Origin of the sequence: Rhizobium sp. RHZ01, assembly GCF_014851595.1 — a bacterium.
GTDB classification, from domain to species: Bacteria; Pseudomonadota; Alphaproteobacteria; order Rhizobiales; family Rhizobiaceae; genus Rhizobium; species Rhizobium altiplani.
In genome coordinates this window covers 247,869-273,902 of record NZ_JACUZZ010000003.1, presented here as the reverse complement: position 1 = coordinate 273,902, position 26,034 = coordinate 247,869, and the positions used below count along the sequence as shown (strand labels likewise).

Annotated in this window: 20 protein-coding genes and 2 pseudogenes; 14 read left to right on the top strand and 8 right to left on the bottom strand. The window is 58.3% G+C overall.

Annotated elements, in window-relative coordinates:
• The first annotated feature begins 13 nt into the window (after window positions 1-13).
• Window positions 14-1,921, top strand: a complete 1,908-nt coding sequence (locus tag IB248_RS05870; RefSeq protein WP_192240515.1) for a beta-mannanase — start codon at window positions 14-16, stop codon at window positions 1,919-1,921.
• Here IB248_RS05870 and IB248_RS31595 read toward each other — a convergent pair.
• The 4 genes from IB248_RS31595 to IB248_RS05855 all read right to left on the bottom strand — a co-directional run bounded on the left by IB248_RS31595 (window position 1,918) and on the right by IB248_RS05855 (window position 6,448).
• A complete protein-coding gene (locus tag IB248_RS31595) occupies window positions 1,918-2,520 on the bottom strand; it encodes an IS630 family transposase (protein ID WP_246779214.1) in 603 nt (200 codons plus the stop codon). The genes IB248_RS05870 and IB248_RS31595 overlap by 4 nt on opposite strands.
• Window positions 2,441-2,869, bottom strand: coding sequence for an IS630 transposase-related protein (locus tag IB248_RS31590; protein WP_246779213.1), 429 nt, complete (start codon window positions 2,867-2,869; stop codon window positions 2,441-2,443). The genes IB248_RS31595 and IB248_RS31590 overlap by 80 nt, the downstream gene beginning before the upstream one ends.
• A gap of 197 nt (window positions 2,870-3,066) precedes the next feature.
• Window positions 3,067-4,758: an aspartate-alanine antiporter gene (aspT, locus tag IB248_RS05860; RefSeq protein ID WP_169680669.1), complete on the bottom strand. Its 1,692-nt coding sequence runs from the start codon at window positions 4,756-4,758 to the stop codon at window positions 3,067-3,069.
• A gap of 64 nt (window positions 4,759-4,822) precedes the next feature.
• Complete coding sequence (locus IB248_RS05855; protein ID WP_192240514.1) at window positions 4,823-6,448, bottom strand: bifunctional aspartate transaminase/aspartate 4-decarboxylase; 1,626 nt, start codon at window positions 6,446-6,448, stop codon at window positions 4,823-4,825.
• Between the two features lie 731 nt (window positions 6,449-7,179).
• On the opposite strand from IB248_RS05855, the gene IB248_RS05850 reads away from it, so the two are divergent.
• Together IB248_RS05850 and IB248_RS05845 are read left to right on the top strand one after the other, a co-directional pair.
• On the top strand, window positions 7,180-8,205 hold the full coding sequence (locus tag IB248_RS05850) for a porin (RefSeq protein ID WP_192240513.1): 1,026 nt from the start codon (window positions 7,180-7,182) through the stop codon (window positions 8,203-8,205).
• A 1,053-nt stretch (window positions 8,206-9,258) separates the two neighbouring features.
• Window positions 9,259-10,347, top strand: coding sequence for an AI-2E family transporter (locus IB248_RS05845; protein WP_192240512.1), 1,089 nt, complete (start codon window positions 9,259-9,261; stop codon window positions 10,345-10,347).
• Between the two features lie 115 nt (window positions 10,348-10,462).
• Here the strand turns inward: IB248_RS05845 and IB248_RS05840 are convergent, their stop codons facing one another.
• Entirely contained in the window at window positions 10,463-11,491 is a 1,029-nt protein-coding gene (locus IB248_RS05840; RefSeq protein WP_192240511.1) for a DUF2955 domain-containing protein, read from the bottom strand.
• Window positions 11,481-12,581 carry an HlyD family secretion protein gene (locus IB248_RS05835; protein ID WP_348648535.1) on the bottom strand — a complete coding sequence of 367 codons (1,101 nt, stop codon included), beginning with the start codon at window positions 12,579-12,581 and terminating at the stop codon, window positions 11,481-11,483. Before IB248_RS05835 ends, IB248_RS05840 begins: the two co-directional genes overlap by 11 nt.
• Before the next feature lie 966 nt (window positions 12,582-13,547).
• Between IB248_RS05835 and IB248_RS05830 the strand changes: the two genes are divergently transcribed.
• Window positions 13,548-13,805: a hypothetical protein gene (locus tag IB248_RS05830; protein ID WP_192240510.1), complete on the top strand. Its 258-nt coding sequence runs from the start codon at window positions 13,548-13,550 to the stop codon at window positions 13,803-13,805.
• Between the two features lie 275 nt (window positions 13,806-14,080).
• Here IB248_RS05830 and IB248_RS31585 read toward each other — a convergent pair.
• Both IB248_RS31585 and IB248_RS32365 read right to left on the bottom strand, forming a co-directional pair.
• Window positions 14,081-14,323: pseudogene (locus IB248_RS31585) on the bottom strand (cold-shock protein).
• Window positions 14,324-14,730: 407 nt separating this feature from the next.
• Window positions 14,731-14,985, bottom strand: a pseudogene (locus tag IB248_RS32365) (hypothetical protein); the annotation flags it as partial.
• 373 nt (window positions 14,986-15,358) lie between these two features.
• On the opposite strand from IB248_RS32365, the gene IB248_RS05820 reads away from it, so the two are divergent.
• The 10 genes from IB248_RS05820 to IB248_RS05780 all read left to right on the top strand — a co-directional run bounded on the left by IB248_RS05820 (window position 15,359) and on the right by IB248_RS05780 (window position 25,736).
• Window positions 15,359-15,574 carry a hypothetical protein gene (locus IB248_RS05820; RefSeq protein WP_210332953.1) on the top strand — a complete coding sequence of 72 codons (216 nt, stop codon included), beginning with the start codon at window positions 15,359-15,361 and terminating at the stop codon, window positions 15,572-15,574.
• Between the two features lie 70 nt (window positions 15,575-15,644).
• A complete protein-coding gene (locus tag IB248_RS05815) occupies window positions 15,645-16,013 on the top strand; it encodes an STAS/SEC14 domain-containing protein (RefSeq protein ID WP_192240508.1) in 369 nt (122 codons plus the stop codon).
• Window positions 16,014-16,229: 216 nt separating this feature from the next.
• Window positions 16,230-17,132 (top strand): carbonic anhydrase, encoded by a 903-nt coding sequence (locus IB248_RS05810; protein ID WP_192240507.1) that lies wholly within the window; start codon window positions 16,230-16,232, stop codon window positions 17,130-17,132.
• 326 nt (window positions 17,133-17,458) lie between these two features.
• Entirely contained in the window at window positions 17,459-18,736 is a 1,278-nt protein-coding gene (locus tag IB248_RS05805) for a DUF2254 domain-containing protein (protein ID WP_192240506.1), read from the top strand.
• 573 nt (window positions 18,737-19,309) lie between these two features.
• Window positions 19,310-22,066: a decarboxylase gene (locus IB248_RS05800; RefSeq protein ID WP_049809275.1), complete on the top strand. Its 2,757-nt coding sequence runs from the start codon at window positions 19,310-19,312 to the stop codon at window positions 22,064-22,066.
• A 78-nt stretch (window positions 22,067-22,144) separates the two neighbouring features.
• Window positions 22,145-23,836, top strand: a complete 1,692-nt coding sequence (gene aspT / locus IB248_RS05795; protein WP_192240505.1) for an aspartate-alanine antiporter — start codon at window positions 22,145-22,147, stop codon at window positions 23,834-23,836.
• A gap of 48 nt (window positions 23,837-23,884) precedes the next feature.
• Entirely contained in the window at window positions 23,885-24,109 is a 225-nt protein-coding gene (locus IB248_RS05790) for a hypothetical protein (RefSeq protein WP_029792814.1), read from the top strand.
• Complete coding sequence (locus IB248_RS05785; RefSeq protein WP_029792812.1) at window positions 24,106-24,912, top strand: DUF2092 domain-containing protein; 807 nt, start codon at window positions 24,106-24,108, stop codon at window positions 24,910-24,912. The genes IB248_RS05790 and IB248_RS05785 overlap by 4 nt, the downstream gene beginning before the upstream one ends.
• On the top strand, window positions 24,909-25,121 hold the full coding sequence (locus IB248_RS31580; RefSeq protein ID WP_246734708.1) for a hypothetical protein: 213 nt from the start codon (window positions 24,909-24,911) through the stop codon (window positions 25,119-25,121). Before IB248_RS05785 ends, IB248_RS31580 begins: the two co-directional genes overlap by 4 nt.
• Before the next feature lie 306 nt (window positions 25,122-25,427).
• On the top strand, window positions 25,428-25,736 hold the full coding sequence (locus IB248_RS05780; RefSeq protein WP_192240504.1) for a potassium channel family protein: 309 nt from the start codon (window positions 25,428-25,430) through the stop codon (window positions 25,734-25,736).
• The last annotated feature ends 298 nt before the right edge of the window (window positions 25,737-26,034 follow it).

The following is a 26,034-nucleotide window of genomic DNA, read 5'->3' as shown; positions in this document are numbered from 1 at the left end:
TGCGGGGACGAACATGTGGCAGGATTGGCAGCCGTCCGTCGTTGATGCCGACATGGCTGCCCTGGTTAAGCATGGGGTCCGTTGGTTGCGGGTCTTCCCATTGTGGCCCGACTTTCAGCCGATCAAGCTGCTTCGAACACATTCCGCCGCCCCTTATGAATATCGGCTACGCGAAGAGCCTCTTGGAACCGATGCCCTTGGCCGGGCCGGACTGTCCTCGACAATGATCGGCCGGTTTCGGGAAATGTGCGCTCTCGCCGAAAAGCACGATCTCAAACTCGTTGTCGGTGTGATTACCGGATGGATGAGCGGCCGCCTGTTTGTTCCGCCGGCACTGGAGGGCATGGATCCTATCAGTGACGCGAGGAGCATTGCCTGGCAGATACGATTTGTCCGAGAATTCGTGAGTGCCCTGAAGGACGAGGGTTCGATCGCGGTATGGGATCTCGGAAACGAATGCAATTGCATGGGCGTCGCAGATAATCCGGACGTCGCCTATACATGGACCGCGGCCATTTCGAGTGCCATCAAGCGCGCCGATCCTTCGCGGTCGGTCGTCTCCGGCATGCATACCCTTTCTTCGCGGTTGAAAGGCCATAAGAACCCGTGGCTGATCGAAGATCAGGGTGAGTTGACCGATATCCTGACGACGCATCCGTACCCGTACTGGGTTCGCCACGCCGAACTCGGCCACGTCGATGACTTCCGAACGACATTCCACGCGACCGCAGAAACCAGCTTCTATCGCGATATCAGCGGCAAGCCCTGTATCGTCGAGGAAGTCGGGACAATGGGTCCGATGATTGCCAGCGATGAAGTTTCGGCGAAGTTCGCTCGGGTCAACATGTGGTCCTTGTGGGCGAACGATTGCCGAGCCTTTGGATGGTGGTGTGCCTACGATCAAACCGGTCTCGGTCATGCGCCCTATGATTGGTTCGCCGTCGAAACCGAGCTCGGATTGGTGAAGACCGACCACACGGCGAAACCTGTCTTGGAGGAGTTCGCAAAATTCCAGAAGGTGATGGGGCATGTTCCAAATGGCACGCTACCTGCTGCAGCGATCGATGCTGTCTGCATCCTGTCGGACAATCAGGACGATTGGGCGGCCGCCTATGGATCGTTTGTCCTTGCCAAGCAAGCAAAGTTGCAGCTCGCCTATTGTCACGTTCATCAAGAGATTCCCGAAGCTGGCATCTACATCCTGCCTTCGTTGACTGGTCCCAACTGCATACCGAAGCGCGTATGGCTCGAACTGCTGCGGCGGGCCAGGGAAGGGGCGACGCTTTACGTGTCCTTCAAGGACGGCATCGTGCCCCATTTCGTGGAAACGTTTGGTGCCGAGATAGTATCGCGGTCTAAATCACCGATGGCGGCGTCCGCAACGATCCTGGATGGTGGCCATCAGATCGAAATACTCGGAGCTGGCGAGACACGGGTGAAATTGACGTCAGGCGAAGCCATTGCAACGAGGGACGATACTGGCGATCCCGTCTTCTGGAGCAATCGCCTCGGCAAGGGTAATGTTTACGCTTTGGCTTTTCCAGTTGAGGTCGAATTTGCCGGAACCTTGTTTAGTGAGGACAATCCCTATTGGCGGCTCTATGCGCAGTTCTCGAAGGCGAACAGGAAGTCGCGCTTGATAGAGGTTGCCGATCCGGCAATTGCCGTAACGGAGCACGCGTTCTCGCCCGAACTTCGGTTTGTCGTCCTGATCAATCATAGCCGCGAAGTTCGATCGATTGAGTTCTCGGTACCAGACGAATGGGAAGTCACAGATATCTGCAAGGATGAAGAACGCGTCGACGGTCGGACGGGGATCGAGGTGCCGGGTCTGGATGCTGTCATGCTTCGAGTGCGGCCGAAGCACTGCTTGACCGTTGGCGGGGCTGTAGCTCGACGTCCTAAAGCTTGTCGCGTCTAAATCGCCTCATACCCTGCGGCCCTGAAGTAGTTTCGACATTCTTCGACGGGGAACAGTGCACAGATGTCGCTCAGGGCATTTGATATTGCGTCGAAACTCCTTGCGGCTTTCTTTCGTAGGAGCGTCTTGAGTTTCGAGAAGGCCATTTCGATCGGATTCAGATCGGGCGAGTACGCAGGTAGAAAGAGCAGCCAGGCACCTTTTTGTCTGATGAGATTTTCGGCCTTTTCGCTTTTGTGGAAGCGAACATTGTCGGCAATCACGACGTCGCCCTTGGATAGAGTTGGGACGAGTTGCGTTTCGATCCAGGTCTCGAATATCTCGGCATTCATTGGTGCGTTGACGATCAATGGGGCGACCATGGAATGCGATCTGAGGCCAGCGATGAACGTCTGCGTCTTCCAGGATCCGAAAGGCGCATGACTGCGGTAACGGTGGCCCTTTGGCGACCATCCGGAGCGTTTTGTCAGCTTCGTGTTCGTTGACGTTTCATCGATAAAAGTAAGGCGAGCCAGAGCCTTATCGAAGAATGGCTTGCGCCTTTCGAGCCATAGACTTCTCGCCCGAGCGATTTCCGGGCGATGCTGCTCGCTTGCCATGAGGCTTTTTTTTATGGCTCAAACCGAGCCGGTGCAACATGCGTCCAACGCTCGAGCGATGCACAATGACGCCGCGCTCTGCAAGCTCGAGGCACAATTCGTCAAGCGTCAAATCACCCTTCTCAGCCATACGTTCACGGAACCATGTTCCATGGTCGCTCAACTTGCCGCCACCGACATGGCCCTGTCGTCTTGGCAACAGAGAGCCCGTTTCACGCTTCAGGATAACAAGGTTATTCACAAACCGAGGCGACACACGGAAATGCCGAGACGCCTCGCGATGGGTGTTACCCTCTTCAACGAACGCAACAACACGGGAACGCAACTCGATCGGATGTGATTTGCCCATGACCGGTCTCCTTCCAGCTACGAAGGAATCACAAATCGGCCGATTCGAGAACCTGAATCAAAAAACGGGCGACGCGCTTTAGTCAATAATGCTGCTTCCATGTGCACAGGACTGATATCAGACCCAGAGATGACGATGGTGACCACTTGGGCCCAAGCGGTCACCTCGGCAAGACACGCTACCTTACCTACGGCAAACTAGCCAAGCAACAGGACCACGACCATCCCCCAGATCGTCAGCAGCGTGTTGCCGATGGCGTAGGTCACGGTGTAGCCCAGCGCGGGAACCTGGCTCTTTGCCGCGTCCGTGATCATGCCGAGCGCCGCCGTGGTGGTACGCGCTCCGGCGCAGGCACCGAACAGGATGGCTGGGTCGAACTTGAACAGGTATTTGCCGGTGTACATCGCCAGGAACAGCGGAACGGACGTCGCAACCACACCCCAGAGGAACAGGCTTACTCCAAGCTCCTTCAGCCCAGCGACGAAGCCGGGGCCGGCGCTGATGCCGACCACGGCGATGAAGACGTTGAGGCCGACCGAATTCATGAACCAGACGGTCGAGGACGGGATCCGTCCGAAGGTCGGATGCACCGAGCGAAGCCAACCGAAGACAAGGCCGGAAATCAGTGCGCCGCCGGCGGTTGACAGCGTCAGGGGCACACCGCCGACGTTGAGGACGAACGCCCCGACCAACGCGCCGAGGACGATCGCGGCGCCGATGAAGGCGACGTCGGCGACGTCGGTGGCGCGATCGGGGTAACCGATGTCTTTCGTCGCCGCGGTGATGTCCTGCGGGCGCCCGACGAGGGTGAGAATGTCGCCGCGATGGATCTTGGTATCCGGCAGGATCGGGATCACGGTCGCGGTCGCACCGCGAACGATCTTGCGCAGGAAGACGCCGCGCACCGTAGGCGACTTGGCGAGTTCGGACAGCGTTTTGCCGTCGACCGCCTTGGACGTGACGTAGATGTCGACGCCCTCGGCGCGGACATTCTGAAGCTCGGGATCGTTTACTTCCTCGGCGGCCTGGCCGAGCACCTCGACCAGCACGTCACGCGGACCGGCCACGGCGACGACGTCTCCGGCCCTGAGTACCGTATCGGCGGTCGCCTCCTCGATCCGGCCGTCACGGCGGATGCGCTCGACGAAAACGCGCGCGTCCGGCACCATCGCCTCGGCTTGCTTCGCGGTCATGCCCACGGCGCGGCCTTCCGGCTTGATAAGGTAGGCCCTGAGTTCGAAGCGGTGCCAGGCCGATCCCGCTCCGCCGAACTCCGCCGCGGCGCTGTGGCGCGCCTCGTAATCCTTGCAGGCGGCGACGAGGTCGATCCCGAGGAGCCGCGGGCCAACCAACGCCAGAATGACCGCCGATCCGGCGGTACCGAAGATGTAGGTCACCGCGTATGCGATAGGCATCGCGTTGAGCGTCGCCTGGGTCTGTTCTGCCGCCAGTCCGAGCCGGTTTATCGCGTCGGTGGCAAGGCCCATGGAGGCAGAGATTGTCTGCGAGCCGGCATAGAGGCCGGCGGCCGAGCCGACATCGTAGCCGGCGATCATTGCAACGATCACCGGAACTATCAGGCAGTAGATGCAGACGACCACGGAAAAGATCGCCTGCGGCAGACCGTCGGAAGCGATACCGCGCACGAACTGCGGTCCAACGCCGTAGCCGACCGCAAACAGGAACATCAGGAAGAAGACCGATTTGACGTTTGGCGATATGACGATGCCGAGCTGCCCGATGACCACGGCGGCGAGCAGGGTCGAGGTGACGGCACCGAGACCGAGACCCTTATAGGTGAACTTGCCAACGAAATAGCCGATCGCAAGCGACAGGAAGATGGCGATTTCGGGATATTTCTGAAGCGTTGCGGCAAACCATTGAAGCATGGTGGCGATCTCCGGCGTAGGATCTCTTCGGCTGTGTCTTCTACAAATCGAATAGCGTCCCGCCCTACGGCTGAGCTGTCTCGCCCTTGGCGGCGCGGTAGGCCTGCAGATAGCCTCGCGCCACCGCACGGATGGCCCTGCCGATCGAATCGTAGGCTTCGTCCGGCAAATTGGCGAAGGATACGCGTACCGACCAGTTGGGCGCATCGAAGCCGGATCCATTGAGGACGACGATGCCATGGTCCTCGGCTAGCTTGAAGGCGATATCGAGCGGATGAACGTTCTCCTTCACCCAGTCCGTCACCTCGTCGCCGACGTACTTACGTGCCCAATATTCATAGTCGATGATGCCGTAGTAGCGGTCGAAATAGGGGCGAGCCTTGAACTCGATCCCCATTCCGTTCATCAGCTTGTCGAACCGGCGCTGGCAAATGGCCATGCACGCCTTCTGATAGATTTTTTCCTCGTCCATCATTTCGACAAGGCCGAACAGCGACATCATCACCTGCTGTGGTAGCGACAGACCGGCCGTGTGGTTTAGCGCCACATCGCGGCTGTCGGCAACGATGCGATCAATGAACTTGAGATCGCTCGGATGTGGCGTCAGCGCCTTGTAGCGTGCGTCGAGGAGCTTTTGCGTCGCCGCAGGCATCTCTCGGATCATCTTGTCGAAAATGTTGTCCTGGGCGACGGCGACGACGCCGAGGCGCCAGCCCGTGCATCCGAAATACTTCGAATAGGAATAGACGCCGATCGTGTTGTGAGGCAGATGGCCCATGACGGATTCGAAATTCGGCACGAAGGTGCCGTAGACGTCATCGGTCAGGATCATCAGATCGGGGCGCTTGGTTTTGACGAATTTGACCAGCCGGTCCATGCTTTCCGGATCGATCGCGACCGCGGAGGGATTACCTGGATTAACGATGAACAGCGCCTTGACGGACTTGTCCGCGAGCGGCTTCAGGTCTTCCTCGGTCAACTGGAAACGGTCTTCCGCCTCCGCCGAAACATGGATCTGCTTCAGCGAATAGTCTTCGAGATGCGGCATCTCGAGATAGGGCGTGAAGATCGGCGTGACGAGCGCAATCGTATCAGCGGAGTTCAGAAGGCGAGCATTCTTGAGTGCTTTGAAGATGTAGCACATGGCCGCGGTACCGCCTTCGACCGGGTAGAGGTCGAATTTCGCGTTCGGGCGGTGGCCAGCGCACATGGCCCACATCAGATATTCATGAGTGATCGCTTCGTTGTGCACCAACGCGCGGTCGGGAACCGGATAGTGGTCGCCGATGATCGAATCCGTGAGTTCGTTGACGAACTTGTCAGGCTCGAAGGCGAATTTCTTGATGGCAAAATCCACCACAGCGTCGAGCGTCTCAGCGCCGGGCGTGTCCGGATCGCCCTTGCGTTTTTCTACCCATGCCTTCAGCCGCTTGTAGCATCCGTCGACGGGCGGCATTCCCGCGAGACCCGCTTCCTCATCGAAGGAAACACGCTTGGCCTCGGTCAGCGCGAACTGACCGAGAAGGAAGAAAGCTTCGCGCGCCTTGGTTGCGATCCAGTTGGGGTTGCCTCGCCCGGCGTTGAGATATGCACGACCCGATTTGTCGGCCTGAGCCAGTCTGATGAGTTCGTCCTTAATCTCAAAAGGGCTGAGATCGACAAATTTTGCGTAGATTCCCGCTTCCGTCATTATCATTCCTCCCACTGTGGTATGCCTGCCGGGCATTGGACACATCGAAATGCGGACTTCGAGTTCTGTTAGTTGGAATGGTATTCGATGAGATTGCTCCGGCAAAGGATGTTACATCTTCAAGAAGGTAGTATACGGTAGTCGGACTTCCAGGATGGACGGTCGGAAACGCGCGACTTTCAGTCATACTGTGGAAATCTTTCGACGCGGCGGCAGGCATATATAGAAACCCCTTCGAAGTCAGGAGTCATCGAACGAAGCAAGTTCGCGGCCCACTTCCGCCTACGCGTTTCAGGCTCTCAGGCACGGCCGTTGTCGGACCGCACTGCAATTGGCGACGACGTGCGGGGGCAAGATCCCAATTGCCTATCTCGGACAGAGTGGAGTCTTCGCGTTCTGATCGTCCAATTCGATACACCCGGAGCAATGGTATCGGTTGCCACCGCCATTGAGACGGACCTCCCGGTCGATGAGGGTAGTCTGCAGGTTCGACCCTGTCGCACCCAAAAGTGGCACCCCTTGGAGCAAGGGACGCATCGCCACTGGGGCGATCTTCACATCAGCAAATTTGCTTGTCACATGAAAACAACAATCATCTAAAATGGCGGTCGCAAGCAACGATTTTAACACGTGGCGAATTGATCGATTTAGCCGAGAGTGAAATGACTATCACGGCAATTGTCGGAATGCCCGATCCCGGTGGCGGGGTGCATCGAGGAAAGGATTTTCAAATGAACATACGGATGGCTTTGATGACCTCCGCCGCAGCATTTGCTGCTGCGTCCACGCCGGTCTTTGCTGCTGACGCAATCGTCGCCGCTGAACCCGAGCCAGTTGAATACGTCCGCGTCTGCGACGCCTATGGCACCGGCTACTTCTATATCATAGGCACCGAAACCTGCCTCAAGGTCAGCGGTTACCTGCGTTTCGAAGTCTATGCCGGCCCGGATGAGAAAGGCACCTCGGACTGGAACGCTCGCACGCGCGCTCATGTGCAGTTCACCGCCAAGAGCGACACCGAATATGGTCCGCTCACCGGCCTGATCGTTATACGAAACAACGGTGACAATCCCGAGACGACCTCGATCCTGGACTCGGCCTACATCGACATCGCCGGCTTCCGCGCTGGTCTGTTTTACAGCTGGTGGGATGACGACCTTTCCGGCGAACCGGACGTCCTGTCGAGCTTTGAAACCCTGCACAACTCCATCCGCTACCAGTATGAAAACGGCGACTTCTACGCTGGCGTCACCGTCGACGAGCTGGAAGACGGCTATTACAAACCCGGTGAGAACCCGAACAATTTCGGTGTGGGCCTTGGCATCGGCGGCAAGGCCGGAGCAATCAGCTATCAGGTCATCGGCAGCTACGACACCGACAACGAAGACGGTGCAGTGCGCGGAATGCTCTTTGCTGATATCGGCCCCGGGACCCTTGGACTGGCAGCGATTTACGCATCTGGTCCGAACTCCTACTACTCCCAGTCGGAATGGACCGTTGCTGCCGAATACGCGTACAAGGCCAACGAAAAGTGGACCATCACCCCGGAGGCCCAGTACTTCGGCAATTACGTCCCTGATCTCGGTAGCTTCAGTGGCGACTCGTTCGACGGCCTGGGCGACGCGTGGACGGTCGGCATCACGATTGACTACCAGATCGCTGACAACCTCTATGCCAAGGCAACGGCCGATTACACTGATCCCGACGATGCTGACGAGGTAACCAAGGGTTTCTTCCGTCTGCAGCGCTCGTTCTAGTTCGGGAGTCGGTGTCACGGTCCCAAGCTTGGGCACCATTTTGCCGACCCAGCCCTTGACCGGTCGGGTTAAGATGACTTCGCCGCTTCGTAAAGCGCTGTGCGCACGCCAAAGCCCGTATAGGGGTCGAACAAGATGGGGTGGTTGCCGTCCTCCCCGCTGCACGTCAACCCGAGATTCGCTTTGTCCCTTCCAAGACAGCGGATCAGCAGGCCCGGGCCGTCTTGTTTGGGCTCGGGAACGCGCAGAACGCCGGAGCTTTCGGCTCTGTAGATTGGAGGGCCGCACGAAGACACAGTACCAGATGCTGCTCATCGAACGACTTAGGAAGGTAACAAACGACCCCATTTTTCCGGGCGCGGGCGTGGTCGACGTCGTCGGGATAGGCAGTTAACGAGGATCATAGGAATCGCGTAACCAGGCCTCAGCTTTCGTCCGCTTCGAGCTCAGATGCGCCTGTACCTGTCGTTCATCCGCAGCACTGTGCTGACGCGACAAAGCCGGCGGCTTTCCAGTCGTTTCACGGCTGGCGTTATCGTACTTGGCTCCAGCGCCAGTCGATCGGCAATCGCGGTAAGGGTCGGAAGCCAGCAGCAACCAGTTCAGGGTAGATATTACGGTAAGTTACTTGTCTGAGGTTGCGTCCTGAGGCAGATTAGCAATGGCACATCGGAGTTGTAGTCCGCTCCTCTGCCTTTCCAGCGCGGCTGGAGTTAGCGAGGCGGGCTTCATACGATGGCAGCGTTGGCGCGAGTTCGGCTCGCGGTGGAAACACCTGGGCTGTGTCTGGTGCTGGGGACGCGCAAGGATGTTACTTCAGATTGTCACGGCTTGCTACGATCTTTATTCATGGCATGGCGATTGCGCTGCTGTTCCGGATAGGACGAGGTTCCCTCCCGGCGGCCTGCGGATCAAAACATCGCACAACCGTGAAGCAAGGACTTGCGGTGCGAGACGAGGCCCGGTGCACGGGACCGACGTACGTAACCATCAGTGGCTATCCCTTGCAAAAAGGGCTTCGCCGACTTCTGATCCAAGCCAGGAGGTGTTGTCATGCAGGGAGTGCATGTTGAAGGCGGTCGACACCAGAAGGTCATAGAGGCAGCTTTGGCTTTGCTGCTTATGTCCATGCTGATCGTCGCGAGCTTCTGGGTACTGCTGGCCTTTGTCGGTGTCCTCACCTACGCGGTGATCCTTGCCATTGCGACAGCGGGGCTGTTTGACCGAATAGTCGAGCTGCTGAACGGAAGGCGTCGCCTCGCTGCCGTGTTGTTCGGCGTGGTCGCCGTGACGATCATCGTCGTGCCGTTGATCTATCTCTGTTCCGCTGTCGCCGACTATCTGAGTGTTGCCGAGGCGTGGTTGAGCACGGCCAGCACTCGCGGTATCCCCAATCTTCCCGAGTGGATTGCGGGACTTCCGCTCGTTGGGAAAAAGATGTTGGCGGCATGGCAGGAACTGCAGCGCGAGGGCCTGGTGTTGATGCAGCGCTACCAAACCCAGCTTGCTGCCGCGGGCCGCTGGCTCATCAATCTGGGTGCGGGCCTTCTGGTGGCCGTCCTTGAAATCTTCGTGGGCGTCATCATAGCCGCAGTACTTCATGCGTCGCGCACCTGGGTGGTGTGGTTTGTCTCCGCCATCATGGTCCGCATAGTTGGACCGAAGGGGCCAGAATTGCTGAATGCCGCGGGAAGGGCCATAAGCGGCGTTGCAATCGGCGTCATTGGAACGGCTCTGCTAGAGGGAGTGCTGGCTTGGATCGGCTTCGCAATCGCCGGCGTTCCAGGAGCCGTTGCCTTGGCCGCAGCGACCTTTTTTCTGGCCGTTATCCAGATTGGACCGCTTCTGGTTTGGCTGCCGGTAGCGATCTGGCTGGGTTCCGAGGGGCAAACCGGCTGGGCCATTTTCACCGCTGCATGGGGGATCATTCTGCTCATGGGAGCAGACAATATCGTGAAGCCTATGCTGATCGCCCGCAGCGGGCAGTTACCGATGCTCGTGCTTTTCATGGGAGTGATCGGGGGCCTGGCAGCCTGGGGCTTTACTGGCATGTTCATCGGTGCGACGACCCTGGCGGTGCTCTGGACCGTGTTGCAGGCTTGGCTCGGCACTAAGGAGGAGCAGCCGGCGGCGGTCACCTGAGTGCGTCCTCCAGCTTTGATGCTGCTATTTGGGTCGTTGGTGCCCGGACGGCTCGAGAAAAGAGTTCCAAGTGGGACACGCCCGCAAGTGGAACCCTTTGAAGAGGCAAGGCGGGTCATTTGGCATGAGTTTCTCGTGTTTCCGATTGCGGCCAGAAGATTGCAGCCATCAGGAGCGTGTAGATCAGGGCCGCGCCGACGTAGACAATGCGGGTCGCGAAGGATTCAGCGGCGCTGCCGGGCACCGGTGACACGCCAAGGCCAAACAGGATCAGGAATGTCGTGAGAGCGCCGGCGTACATCTTGGCATCTTGCGACCGGCCCGCAGCGCGCCCGCCCAAGATCAACGTCACCACAAGGATGATGAGAAAGATCGAGAGCAGGTTCGGACGTAGCATGAGGATGGAATAGGCGATGGATGCCAGGATCCCTCCTGACAGATTGATGACCACAAGGCCGATTGCCATTCGGCTGCTCGCAGCGGCATCGAATTGGCCAAGCAGTGAGGCGATTGTAATGGGGATGACTAGCGCTGCGGACAGTTGATCGTTGATCAGGCAGACCGCGACCGCCCCCAGCAGTATCGCTGTGTTCGCCAATGCTCGCCCATAGGAGGGAGGTCCGGCTGCTGCTCGAGCCGGCACGCGGCGCGTCGAAGGGGGCTCCGGGAATACCGCATGGGCGAGCCACATCAGGAGTGTGCCGCCGAGAATGCCGCTTATCAGGATCGACAGGATTGAATTCGCAAGGTCCTTGTTGAGGATTCCGATCAAGGGAACCATAATTGCGACGACCTGCACTAGAAAGATCGCGGGCCCGCCTGTGCCGGCGGACTGGGCCGCGAAACAGAAGAAGTAGATCAGCGCCAGCAGGATCAGGAATGTTGAAGGGCGATCGCCAAACAGATTCGTCAAGACCATCATGCCGATCCCCGTGAACAGGATCAGCAAGGCAGCCCCCAATGTCTTGCCTAGCGGCATCGGACCGGAGCTACCCAACAGGAACTGTGCGGCAAAAATAGGCACGAGGAACGGCACGATGGCACCGAGCGAGACAGCGGAGGTAAATCCCACGGAGACCACAAATGCCACCCGCAGTCCCTTTCGACGCTGCTCCGCAAGCGCGGTGTCGTTGTCAGCCGACATAGCTGAGCACCGATATGATGCGGATCCACAGCCAGCCCCAGGCATTTGTGATCGGATGATCGCCAGTGTAGATGACGACAGTCGCCTGCGAGCCATATCGCACGCCCTTTGGCCGTTCTACGTCCATGACCAGGCGAACCGGAAAGCGCTGCGCCTCCTGGACCCAGCCGGTGTCGGTCCGGATCGTCGGCAGACCGGTGTTCGGGTCAGTCCCGCCGCCACCCTGCTGAGATACGCCGAGACCGACGCTTTCGACCTTGGCAGGAAAGAGCCGTCCGGGGAGTGCATCGAAAAGCAGCTCGGCCCGATTGCCGACAGCGACATTCTCCAGGCTGTTCTCCTTGAAGGCCGCGGCAATCCAGATCGTCCCGACATCGATGAATGTCATGGCCGGCTGACCGACGCTGACGACCTTGCCGATGGAAAGCTGCAGGTTCGTGACGACGCCGCCCGATGGTGCGTGAACGGCGGTTCGAACCAAGTCTAGCTGGGCAGCCTCCAGCGCCGCTAGCGCTTCCCGGAACTGCGGGTTCTCGTTGCCTGCCGGGCCGAGTTCTTCCCTGGCCTTGGCGAGATCGGCCTGCGCACCAGTCACCGAGGCCTCAGCTTGCTCGTAAGTGGATTTCGCCGCATCATACCTTGCCTTTGAAAACACGCCCCGCTTGACCAGTTCGGTAGCCCGCGCGTACTCGTCGCGCTGGTTGTCCCGATCCGCCTCCATCTCCACCAGCTTGGCCTGGGCGGCGTCCACAGTCGCAGTGGAAGCGCCGAGGGTCTGGCCGACAAGCGCCAGATTGGCCTCCGCTTGGGTTACGGCGATCTGATAGGTGCTGGGATCGATGCGGAACAGCACCTGACCCGCTTCGACCAGCGCATTGTCGTCGACATTGACCTCGACGACCCGGCCGGCCACCTCAGGCGCAATCCCGACGACATAGGCCTGAACCTGCGCCTGCGAGGTCGACGGTGTACGCCGCTCCATGAAGACGGACAGCACAAACAGGACGAGCGCCAGGAGCACCATTATGAACGCCGTGCGGCGCAACGGATTGCGGCCGGCAATGACAACTGCAGGCTGGGTTGAATCCACGACTCTTCCCCCCGAAAGACGCTTTTCATCGAGTCGATGGCCCGCGGCGCGGCATACCTGGAAGCCGAACTGGACCAAACCGCATGCTACACCTTACCATCAGAGATGTCGTCCGAATAGACGATGCGGGCGCTCAAAGCATAGCGCCGACGAGGCAGCACGGCGGATAGGCGACCGCTTTCCACGTTACCGCGCGGGTGTTTAGTTCTCCCGGTGATACAGATTGACGCGGCCGGCGGCCAGCTGATCCACGAATGGTTATCATCGACAGGCTACTGCTGTACGGCCAGCGGAGGAACTGAAGGCTGCTCATTTGGCTTCAATAGTCCGACTTTGCATGAGGTACGGGAATAGCGGATATCGTGGAAAAACCGCGTGCACAGCGTCCCGGATGTTCCCCCAGCCTTTCAATGATATCGACCCATGGGCGACCGTCTCCTATTGGTTTTCGTCAAGCAGATCTTGCTTGAGAACGCGCGGAAAGCGGCTTCATTGTCTGGAGCGGAACGCGCTCTTGTCAGGCAATAGTCTGTAGCCTCGCGTAAACTCTATAAAGATACCCGTATCCCGCAGCGTATCATGCTATTATTAGGTGTTTCTAAATCGCGCCCTGCCGAGGTCGATTCTGATCGCGGGCCGGTGCGGTTTCAAAAATACCGCCACATACAAGAGCACTCGCTCTTGGAACGGGCGAGGCCGTTTGGGAGGCCGAACATGATACGGCTTGTTTCAATCGCAATGGCAATGACAGTTGCATGTCTCGGCATGGCTCGCCAAGCGATGATCGCAGAGGTGTGCAGAGAAGACCGCGGCCCATAGTGCAGCGTCAGTTCTGCGTTAGTGGACGCAATAGAGGCAGCCTCTAAGATGTAGCAGCAGCTGGCGAGACGGTGGCGGCATTGACGCCGCCACCAAGGGCATTGAGACCACAACCACAATTGTGGCTCTTCAACAGGAGGACGGACAATGTTAAGATTCAAGCCTCTCTTCGCCGCCTTGGTGGCTGCGATGTTCCTTGCGGGTTTGCCAGCTATGTCGTGGGCGACGGAGCAAGGTCAACAGCGCAAGGCTGCGCGTGATGTCCGCCAGGATACCCGCCAAGGCGCACGGGATACGAAGCAGGCGTGCCGCTCCGCTAACGACAAAAGCAATGCCGCGTGCCGTCAAGACAAACGAGATACCAAGCAGACGGGACGTCAGACGGGCAGAGACATCAAATATTAGCCGCATACAACTTGATACGACTTGCGGCACCGCAACCCCTCTGCCGCAGGGCGGGTGACGTCAAGCCTTCTGATCGGTTTGAGGTCCGACTCAGACGTACCCTCAAGCCCCGAGCGGATGGTTTCGGATAACCAGTGCCCCGCCGAAGCCATTTGGTCCCTCAACCTCAGGCGGAGGGTGCGTCTGAGTGCCTGGCTCCTTGCTGAAAGCACCACTCGAGCAAGTGCGTCCAGTAGCACATCGCGAATCAGACGATGTTCGCGGCAGGTGCCGGGTCATGCGACCGAACGGTCGTCGTACAGCAATTCGATATCGATGGCTTTCGGGCCCTTACCCATCCGATCCGGTTCGGTATTGAAGGAGACTTTCTGGCCGTCCCTGCAGGGGCGAGATGTGAACGAACACATCCTTAGCTCCTCCGTCTGGCTGATGAACCAGAATCCCTTGTCCGCATTGAAGAACTTCACCGTACCTGTGGCCACGAATATTCCCTCAAAGTTAAATGGCGTTTCCAGCATGCAACCAACACGACTGTTTGAAAAGGTGGGCGGCAAAACGCCAGGTTACATACTGCATTGACAATACATCAATTGTGCCCATTATCTTTTATATTACTAAAACGAGAGCAGCCTGATGCATTCAGCAAAAGTCATTCCTCTCTTTCCGGAAGCTCCGGACAGGCAACCCGCCACAAACTTGTCTAAAGACAAAAAAACGAAAACAGATCGGGCGATCTTTCTTCTACTTTGCGGCCTCTCCGCCGTTCTTGCGAGCACGCTCTACGTGTCATTCGCAGACGACGTTGTCGCGCCTGTGGCTGGCACTCAATTGATGCCGTAGCCGGCCGCTGCGCTCTTTCCTTTTCTGTCAGTTGTTGAAAGGCTAATCATGGAGATGCGCCGCTCGTCGCACGCCTGCCGCTTGCAATACGGTCGGAGGATCCGGCTACAAGATAGTAGTGTTCCAGTTCTCTTCTTATGCGCCCAGCCTCTATCCGAACATATGGGTCTTTTTGCGCGCCGAAGTTCCCATCTCGCCCGAAAACTGCTTGTGCGATGGTGAACGCCTTCAGATTAACCGCGGCGGCCAGCAAGTGTCTCGCTGACTACGAAGTGGTTTCGTCCCCGCTGCGGTAGCAGGATTCATCGCTACCGAGAATGTGCTCAACCTGCTCCTGCACCTCGTGAGCCGGTGGAACAGGCGGTCCAACCTTGTATGTCTCCTGCGTCCCCGGTTCCTCCCGACCAAGCACAATGGTGGATCGATTCATTCAGCGCACGCCAACATCGAACGGACGAAATAATACCCCGCGGAAGTAGGCAGCGCGTAGACCGCCGCGGGATCCCGACGAGGCGGTCGGCTTCTCTGGCCGCCCAGTGCACCTTGCGACCCGTCTGACCCATGGCTGACCGTGCCATACTACAGTGGCTACCGTAACATACTTCTCACGCGCGCGAGTCCTTGACATCATCTAACTAAAATGTGGGGGAGCGCGCGATGGTATCGACCCGGACGAGAACCAGGACGCGGCGCGGCGTGGTCGGATCAGGCTGATGCTGAAGCTTCCGGCTGTGAGAACCCAACTTCAGAACGTCAAGGAGGGTTGGCCGTTCGGTGAAATCTTTGAAGCCTATGACACGGCATGTTCCACACTTGAAAGGTTTCGCCACAGTCTGGATTGCCGCGATGGCGTTCTGATCGAGGAGTATGAAACGGTAGGTGCCGAGATCGAGGCTGACGTAGTGCGAGAGATTTTACGCGCACCTTAGGGCGAGACTATGTTGGCAGTGGCTTCCGAATAGAGAGAGCCGACGAGTGCTGGAAGAATAGAGAGAGGCCATGATTGGCGTTGAGACCCTAGACGACAAACGCATACTGATCATCACGCCGCAAGGTCCCCTCGAGCGGGCGGACTTCGAGGCGATTTCAAGAGAGTTTGAACGTGTGATCTCTTCAACGGGCAAGGTGGCTGGATTGATGATCAAGATGAAGTCGTTCCCCGGGTGGGAGACATTCGAAGCAATCACCACGCACTTGAAGTTTGTCGCCGGTCACCATCGCACCATCGAACGCATTGCGGTTGTGACAGACAGTAGCTGTCTGAGAATCATTCCGGGCCTCGCTGGTTATTTCGTTCACCCAAAAATCTGCGTTTTCGCCCTCGGGGAAACGGAGCAAGCGCTCTCATGGCTTGAGAGGGGAAATTGAAGACGCTGACCGAGCACTCTGATCCTTGGAGAGCTGTTGAAAGATGGAGAGAACCCTCCCGCATGCAGGTTTAGTCGCATAGTCGCAGACGCGAGCGTCGCGCAACCTTCGAAGCTCGCAGCAGAGATGCCTACATGAATCGCAATAGCGAAGTGTAGCGATGGGAAAGTCACGTACCAGCACTCAAGCGGATCGCTGTCGGGAGGACACTTCAGCATGGCAAGCAAACTGCCTGAAATCCCTTCGCCGGAAGATCCAGCGTGGTTGGCCGAGGTGACTTACCGCTTTGCCTTTGACGCAGCCCATAGGCCGCTCCCGTCGGATGCAAACGCTGCCCGGCGACGACTAGACGGCGGAAACCGCGCCTTCGCCGAACTCCTTGATCGGGCGGCTCTCTCCAAACCGGCAAAATTGCGAATTGATGTCGATCCGCGTGATGTCGGCCTTTCCCATCGGCACAGTGCAGCCCCCAAACAGCAACCGTTTGCTGCAGTCGTAGGCTGCGCTGATGCGCGTGTTCCGGTGGAGCTTATCTTTTCAGAAGGGCCGAATGACCTCTTCGTTGTCCGGGCTGACGGCAATGGGTTGGGCGACGATGTGATGGGCAGCCTCAGCTATGCGGTCCACCATCTGAAGGACAGCCTGCGCACCATCGTCGTTCTCGGCCACAGTCGTTGCGGTGCGGTTTCGGCAGCGGTCGATATCCATCTGGAACCCGCCAAGTACATGAAAATCATGACGCAGAAGGATCTGCGTCAGATCGTGGACCGCACGCTGGTCGTGGTCCAACTGGGCGCGACCTGGCTAGAGCGCGTGCATGGGACGGAGGTCATACGCCAGCCGGGCTATCGGGCCACGCTGATTGAGGTGGCGATCGTGCTGAATGCGGCATTGACTGCCTACGGCATGCGTCCGGGCCTGAACTTGGGAACTCGTGAGGGCATTGACGTCGTCTACGGCGTCTATCTTCTGGAAGAGCGACTGGTGTGGGCGCCAAGACCTGACGCGTCGGACTGGTTCGGTCTGGCGGCTGCGCCACACGACCCGAATGAGTTTGTTGCGCTGTGTGACCTTTTAACGTCGTGCGAGCGAGTGCAGACCCTGCTCGACGGGCCTTGAGTTCTTGCGATTTGCAGTGCCGAGAGGTGGCCACGATTGCTCAATGCGGTGTCGGAGGCGTACTGCCGGCGAGAGAGGATGCTTTGCAGGTCGTGGAATATAAAGATCGCAGCTTGTCCTGAACATCTCGGCGCAGCAGGTACGGCGCGATGATTGCACCAAAGGACTGTATTGTTCCTGAGACGGAAGGGGAGGAACGTGATCGTCGCGTCGGTGCCTTCAGGTCGGGCGCCTGAAGGCGTTTGCGGGGGGCGTTCGCATACGGAAAATAACAGCGTTGCCGGGCATTGGAACGCTGGGTGAGATCCGCGAAGAAACGGCATCAAATGAGCTGGAACAAGCTTTACGCACTCAGGAGCTATCTGCGATCATCGTTGTGGATCGTGCCCTTCTTCGCGCTTGTTCTTCAGCAGATACTCTTTCGCGCGGCGCTAGTGCTTGAGGAGTGGACGACGTGGGTCCCGCGTTGGCCGCTCGGTACCGAAGGCACGGTCGCCGCGATGCAAGCCATCATCAGCTTGGCGCTATCTTTCATTGTTTTCACCTTTGGCTCGCTCCTTGTGGCCATACAGATCGCAAGTGGGCAGCTTACGCCCCGGATCATCGCCACCACGCTCCTGCGCGACAATGTCATCCGCTTCACGGTGGGCTTGTTTATCTTCACGCTTCTCTTTGCGATCGGCGTAATAAGTCGCGTAAACACATCCGCTCCGTCATTCATTGTTTGGTTTTCAGGCATTCTTGGTGTGGCATCGCTGGCCGCCTTTCTTTATTTCATTGACTATTCGGCCCGCCTGCTTCGACCTGTCAGCATTATCCATCGCGTTGCCGAGCAGGGCTTTGAGGTGCTAAACCTCGTCTACCCTGCTCCCCTATCGAAGGACGAGGGAGGGTCTCTGCCGCACCATCCGCTTGGAGAGCCTGCGCGGATCGTCGCCCATAGCTCTTCCTCCGCCATCGTCCTTGCTGTCGACGTGAAGTCGCTGGTGGCCCAAGCGAAGCGGGCAGACGGCATCATCGAGCTCGGGGCGCGCATCGGTGATTTCGTGTCGCAACGCCAACCGCTGTTTCGCCTCCATGGCGGTGCATCGACGGTCGCCGACCACGAGCTTCGCCGGACCGTCGCTTTCGGGCGGGAGCGGACCATCGAGCAGGACCCAACCTTCGCCTTCAGGGTGATTGTCGACATCGCCACCAAAGCCCTTTCCAAGGCGATAAACGACCCGACCACAGCCGTGTTAGCAATCGATCAGCTCCATCGACTCCTACGCAGCGTCGGCCGGCGCCAACTCGGCAACGACTATATACGTGATGCCGAGGGGCGCCTCCGCGTCGTATTTCCGACGCCCAATTGGGAGGATTTCGTACAACTGACCTGCCGCGAAATCAGGATCTACGGGACGGAGAATCTTCAAATCGCACGACGCCTTCGCGCTATGATCGAAAACCTGGATGCGGTCCTGCCGGAAACCCGGAGGCCCGCGTTGCGACTGGAACTGGATCTGCTCGATAGGATGATTGAAAGGGTCTATCTATTGCCTGAGGACGCAGCACTTGCTCGGATCGCAGATACGCAAGGGCTTGGCGGTTCGGCACAGGGTTAACGTCTTTCCCGACGTTGCTGAGAGCGACGAATGCGGGCGGCGAGTCCCGCGCGCGGGATCGGAATTGAACGACGCGCACCGCTGACAAGCGGCGGCGGTAGCGGTTTATACCAATGCTACTATTGCATGTATTGCATCGCACTGACGTTCTATAGCCAGACAGGGTAAGCTGACTAGCGGATGCGTCAGCTTTCAGAGGGAGGAAACTTCGATGGCCTATCTGTCCATCCCGCCGCTATCGAACACGTAGTTTAGGGGATGTTACGAGCGGAGAGGGCACCCGAGCGTGATGTCCTGTCGGATCGTTGACTATTTACCGAGAGTGCTGGGTGAGGTTTGAGTCCAGCACCTCCTTGTCGTTGGTTCCGCGACCGTGCTCACGACAGCTATTCAGGGCTTTTGGTCGATTGGTGCGTCGCAGCACGCCTGGCAGGCCGAAAACACGTCTAACCCTTACAAAAAAAACGTAGCTTTCTACTAATTTAGCGAGTAGGTATTTCTAATATCAGGTCAACGTAGAGTTTCGGCAGGCAGGCTTACTTTTCCAGCGAATATTCTTCGGCGGAGGTAATTATGTCGCGTGATCCGATGCATAAATCTAGCCGGATTGACCAATTTTTCTCAGGGCCGAATGCCAGGGGTGATCGATGGCGCGATCTCGCCGATTCTGCCGATGCATGGCTTGCCGGTTCGCTTGATCGGGCTGGGTTCGAAGAAGAACTCGCAGACCTGACGATTACCGAGGCCTATTTCGCTTACCCTGGTGGACAGCTTTTATCGGCGTTGCGGGAAAACGCCGCAGCGGATGAAGCCGCTGCCACGGTGCATCTCGTAAACCGCATCGTCCGTGCTGTGATGACGAGGTCGTTTCGGCAGGACGCGGGCGACTGGGATCCGGGTGAGGATGTTCGTGACAGCGTTCCGGAAATCGTGCCGTCGTCGCTCACCGCGCGGGAGCATCACCGACCCTATTTCGAGACACTGATCGTCACGGGGGTTCCCGCGTCGAGCTGGCTGGCGCTTTGCACCGAATGGCGTAAACTTCGCCGTCCGCTGGACACGTTCATTTACGAGCCGGTTTTCGTCGGAAGCCTCGAGGATGCATTCTGCGCGACGATTCTCAATCCCAATGTAGGAGCGATCGTCATAAACGAGGGATTTTCCTTGCGCTCGCGGCAGGATGCGCCGGTGTTGCGGTCCTTGATAGCGTCTCTCAACTCCAAGGAAGCGAACACTGCGTCGGCCCTCGGGCTGGCCAAGATTCTGAAGCGTGTTCGTCCTGAACTCGATCTGTATCTGATGGTAAATCGGCGCGTCGAGGAATTGGCTGGCCAGGCCGATGCAAGCGTCGCACGCCGCATCTTCTATTCAGTCGAGGAGTTGCTGGAACTTCATCTGGCGATCCTCGAGGGGGTGCAAGCGCGATATGAGACGCCCTTCTTCGACAATCTCAAGAAGTATGCGCAGCGACCGGTCGGCACCTTTCATGCCCTGCCGATCGCCAGAGGCAAGTCGATCTTCAAGTCCGACTGGATTCGGGACATGGGCGAGTTCTACGGACCGACTCTGTTTCTTGCCGAAAGCAGCGCGACCACCGGGGGCCTCGACAGCCTGTTGGAACCGACGGGCAATATCAAGAAGGCGCAGGAACTGGCCGCAAGGGCGTTCGGCGCCGACCACGTCTTCTTCGTGACCAACGGGACGTCGACGTCGAACAAGATGGCGGTTCAGGCGCTGCTGGCGCCGGGCGATATCGTGATCGTCGATCGCAATTGCCATAAGTCGCACCATTACGGAGTGGTGCTCGCAGGTGCGCAGCCGCTCTATGTCGAGGCATTCCCGATGACGGAATACTCGATGTACGGAGCAGTCCCCCTTCGCACTATCAAGCAGGCGCTGTTGAACCTGAAGGCGGACGGAAGGCTGAACCGCGCCAAGATGGTCGACCTGACCAACTGCACCTTCGACGGCCATATCTACAATACGCGGCGAGTCATGGAAGAGTGCCTCGCGATCAAGCCGGATCTGATTTTCCTGTGGGACGAGGCATGGTTCGGATTTGCGCGGTTCTCCCCGTTCTTGCGTCCCCGCACGGCCATGGGCGCGGCCCACGATATCGAGACGTGGATTCACGATCCGGATTCCGTTGCAGCCTACGAGGCGCAACAGGCGGAGTTGGGTGCGAGCCCGTCCGACGACACGCTGCTGGACAAGCGTCTGATCCCCGACCCGCGCAAGGTTAAGCTGCGCGTCTATCAGACGAATTCCACGCACAAATCGATGTCTGCCCTGCGCCAGGGCTCGATGCTGTTGGTCAAGGATGTCGAGTTCCGCAGCGTGGAAGCACAATTCCACGAAGCGGTGTTCACTCACGCCTCCACCAGCCCGAACCAGCAATTGATTGCCAGTCTCGACGTCGCGCGACGGCAGATGGAGCTGGAGGGCTATGGCCTGGTGCACAATGCGATCGAGATCGCGCTGGCAATCCGACAGGCGATTGGGCGGCACCCCCTGATCTCCAAATATTTCCATGTGCTCGGCTCCGACAAGATGGTGCCAGATCAGTTCCGTGAGAGTGGCTTCACCGACTTCCTCGACCCCGGGTCAAACTGGGTGGCTGCCTGGCGCAGCTTCAAGGATGATGAATTCTGCCTTGACCCAACGCGCATGACGCTTGTTTGCGGCACGGCGGGGTTTGACGGTACGCAGTTCAAGAAACTTCTGGCAGACCGCTACAACATACAGCTCAACAAGACGTCCCGGAATTCGGTCCTGCTGCAATCGAACATCAACAACACGCGTAGCGACGTTGCTCATCTGATCCGGGTGCTGGTCGAGATCAGCAGCGAGATCGATCAGCGCCTGGTCGGAAGCGGTCCCAACGTCCGGAAGGAATTCGAAGCCCGGGTGAAGAGCCTTATGACAGATGTGCCGGACCTGCCGAACTTTTCCCATTTTCATGATGCCTTCCGGGCAGACGCCGGCCAACGGACGAACGAAGGCGACATTCGTGGCGGTTTCTACTCCGCCTACAATGCCGACGGATGCGAGTATATTCGGCTTGCGGATCCGGAGATCGACAGGCGGCTGAAAGAGGGCCCCGATCTCGTTTCCGCGAATTTCGTCATCCCGTACCCGCCGGGCTTTCCGATCATGGTGCCGGGGCAGGTGATCACCCAGGAAACGATCGACTTCATGCGCAAACTCGACGTGAAGGAAATCCATGGCTATGACGCCGCCGAAGGCTTGAAGCTGGTGCGTGCGGAAGCGCTGGCGAACGCACCGGTAAGTCGACGAAGCGAGCCGCCTGAGGAATGCACCAGAGCATAGGGCAGGAAGGTTTTAGGCCGTGTCGACAAATCGCTTACGGGTCTCGGCACATGCACTGTCACAGGGATGGGTGACTTCATGATCGACTGGTTTTTCCAGACGCTGCGAAGCTACCCGGAAATCGCCATCTTTCTGGCCCTGGGCTTTGGGTATTATTTTGGCTCATTCTTCTACAGAGGCTTGGGCCTTGGCGCGGTCACCGCGACGCTCATTGCCGCCGTGATCATCGGCCAGATTGGCATTGCGGTTTCGGGGCCGCTGAAACCGACGTTTTTCTTGATGTTCCTTTTCGCCATCGGCTATGGCGTTGGACCGCAATTCGTCCGGGGCATCTCGCAGGACGGAATACCGCAGGCGTTGTTCTCGGTGTTGGTTAGCTCGTTCTGCCTCGGCACCGCCTATATCGGCGCAAGGTTGGCCGGTTATAGCGTAGGTTCCGCTGCCGGCCTCTACGCCGGTTCGACGACGATCTCCGCTTCGATGGGGCTTGCGACCGATGCGATCGGCCGGCTGGGTCTGCCAGCCGAGGAAACGAAGGCGCTCCTCGACGCGATGCCGGTTGCATATGCCGTCACCTACATCTTCGGCACAATGGGCTCCGCGATCATTCTTTCCACCATCGGCCCTGCGCTTCTTGGCATCGATCTGCCGGCCGCCTGCAAGCGCTACGAGGAAAGCCGCGGAGGCAAGAAGCAATTGGGAGGGCCGGGGACGGCCTGGCACCGCTTTGAATTGCGGGCATTTCGCGTGCGGGAGGAGGCGCCCATCGTCGGTAAGACGGCGCAGGCGGCCGAGGCACTCCTTCCCGATCAGCGCGTTTTCGTAGAGGGTATTCGACGCGGCCAGCAGATTATCGACGCCACTGGCGACACGCTCATCCAGGCCGGCGATGTCGTGGCCGTGGCTGGCCGCCGAGAGGTACTGGTCAATCTGATCGGCACAGCGGCGGATGAAGTCGACGATCGGGAACTGCTGGCGGTGCCGATCGAAGGCGTCGACGTCTACGTCACCAGCAAAGAGGTGGACGGCATGACGCTGGCCGAGTTGGCCAGAGCTCCAGGCGCTCGCGGTGTGTTCCTGCGAAAAATCACCCGTGGAGTGACCGCGACGGATATTCCGATTTTCGCCGACACGACGTTGCACCGGGGTGATATCGTCAATCTTGTCGGACGAACCCAGGACATAGCGGCGGCCACAAAGTTGCTGGGTCGCCCGGACCGCGCGACCGATGTGGCGGATGTGGCGTTTATCGGTGCGGCAATAGCGATAGGCGCCTTGCTCGGTGCATTGGTTTACAAGATCGGCAGCGTGCCTCTTACGCTGTCCACCGCTGGCGGCACGTTGGTTTCCGGCCTCTTTTTCGGTTGGCTTCGCTCGGTGCGCCCAACCTTTGGCCGTATCCCGTCCTCGACCGTGTGGTTCATGAATTCCGTTGGCCTGAATGTGTTTATCGCCGTGGTTGGGATCTCCTCGGGGCCGAGCTTTGTCGCGGGGCTGAGGGAACTCGGTTTTAGCCTGTTCCTCTGGGGTGTTTTTGTAACGACTGTGCCTCTCGTACTGGCGATGTATGTCGCAAAATACGTGTTTCGCTTCGATGAAGCGATACTGCTTGGATGCTGCGCCGGTGCACGCACAACGACCGCCGCCCTTGGCATGATCAACGACCGCGCCAGCAGCCACATTCCCGCACTCGGCTACACGGTTTCCTACGCCGTCGGAAGCATATTGCTGACGACCTGGGGCATGGTCCTGGTGATGTTGATGACATAACCGCGAAAGACTGACCTTTCGCGCGATCGTTCAAAACAGGAGCGGGTCATGGCTGACGCCCTTACGCTATACAAGTCCGAGGTCCTAAGTCCTTTCGAGATCAAGGATGAGCTAATCCAGCTTGCCAAGAATACCTCAAAGGCCATCCCAATCAGCGTACCGGAATGCTGGTCGCGGCAATCCCAACTGGAATGGGCGGCCAAGTCCGATTTTGAAGCAGCTGAGTCAGACAAGGCATCGTTGTCAAACAAACAGGGAGGCGGACTTCAATGAAGAGGATAACGCGAAAAGTCATGTGGCCGAATGCGGCTGCGCTTTCATCGGCGCTATTGCTGATCTTTGTGTTGGGATCACCGCCGGGCGCAACGGCCGGCGACGCGGAGGCCAAGCAGCTGCTCAAGGCGATGTCGGACTATTTGGATGCGCAGAAGGCCATTTCATTTGCATATGACAGCAATCTCGAGGTCGTCACCAAGCAACACCAGAAATTGCTACTTGCGAGCTCGGGCAAGATTGAGATAGGCCGGCCCGACAAGATCCGCGTCGCCCGGACCGGGGGCTTTGCCGATGTCGAAATGGTTTTCGACGGAAAGACGCTCACTGTGCTGGGAAAGGACCTCAATGTCTACACTCAGGTGGAGGTGCCCGGTACGGTCAAACATCTGGTTGACGAATTGAGGGAAAAGCTTGACAAGCCCATACCCGGCGCTGACCTGCTGCTTCCCAATGTCTACGATAAATTGATGGCCGACGTAGTCGATGTGAAGGATCTCGGCAGTGGTGTGATCGGGGGTACGGAATGCGATCATCTCGCGTTTCGCAACAAGGACGTCGATTGGCAGATATGGATCGCCCAAGGCGAGCACCCTTATCCCTGCCGATATGTGGTCACCGCCATGAAGGTTGACCGAGCACCACAGTACAGCATCCAGATCAGGGATTGGAAAACAGGCGCTGACGTTGCCGCTGACGATTTCGCCTTCAACAACACAACCGGCGCCAAGAAGGCCGACCTCAAGGACCTAAAGGATATCGACGAACTACCCGCACACTTTGCCGTAGGAGGAAAAAAATGACAATGTTCAGGAAACTGGGAGTTCTCTTGATTGCCGCCGTCATGGGATTTGTCGCGCTCGAGTTGGGCGAAGTTCTTACGATCCCAAGTGTTCATAGTTTTGTCTCGACTGCGGAGGCAAGAGTCGGGCGCCCCTTGACCCCGGTCAGCGTGGCCGGCGTGGCGAGACGCTCGTCGCGGCGTTGCGCAGCCGGAGTGTATAACTGCTAGTCAAACAATGAACCGAACTTCAGATTCAGGTGACTAGGAGCCTCACTCAGAAAGGCATCGTTTAAAGCAGTATCTGCCACGTCTGGTGACGATGCGGATGTAGGCAATAATGATCCGGCTGCTCGGGATGCGATCGACTTGCCTCTCACGCGGCCCGAGGGTTCGTTGCGCTGGTGGTCAAGCGCTCCAGACAAAAAGGAGGTGGGACGGGCTGTACGCCCTGCGGCCTCGGCTCCTATGACACTAACCGCAGAAAGGTCGAAGCTCGTGACAGCAGAAACAGGCAGCGGGCAGAACGCGAAGCAAATGAGGCGCCTATTCTTCAACGCCCTCATCGAGCAGATTGGCGTGGTCTGGCCAATCTTGTCCGGGATCATCACCGTAATGGTTGGATGCGGCCTTGCAATTTGGCGCATTGAGGACTGGGGGATGGGCGAAGCTCTCTACTTCACCTTCGTCACAGGACTTACCATCGGCTACGGCGATTTCACGCCCAAACATTTCACGGCTCGGGTGCTGGCATTGGTAATCGGTTTTGCCGGGATTGTGCTGACCGGTCTGATTGCAGCGGTAACCGTCAAGGCTCTGAGCGCTGCTGATCGGAAAGTCCCTTGAGGTTCGCGTCCCTTGGACGGCCCCCCAAAGATTTAGCCGGACGAACAAGCGGCCGCTCGGGGCTCCCGTATGCTTGTCAGAACGCCCGAAACTTTCATTCTTACCTACGCTGATTCTGAGTCTTAGGCTCGCCTACACCGGATCAGTCCATTTCTCTTGGGCGTTGGTGGAAGGATCGCGCCCATGGCGGAATATTTATCTTTGATGCAGTCTTTTATGCGACGCCGGCGTCTCTGGGGGGTCGGCTTGAAAATTACACCCAGGTCGGTCCACCCAGATGCTCACGCATTTGGATGCA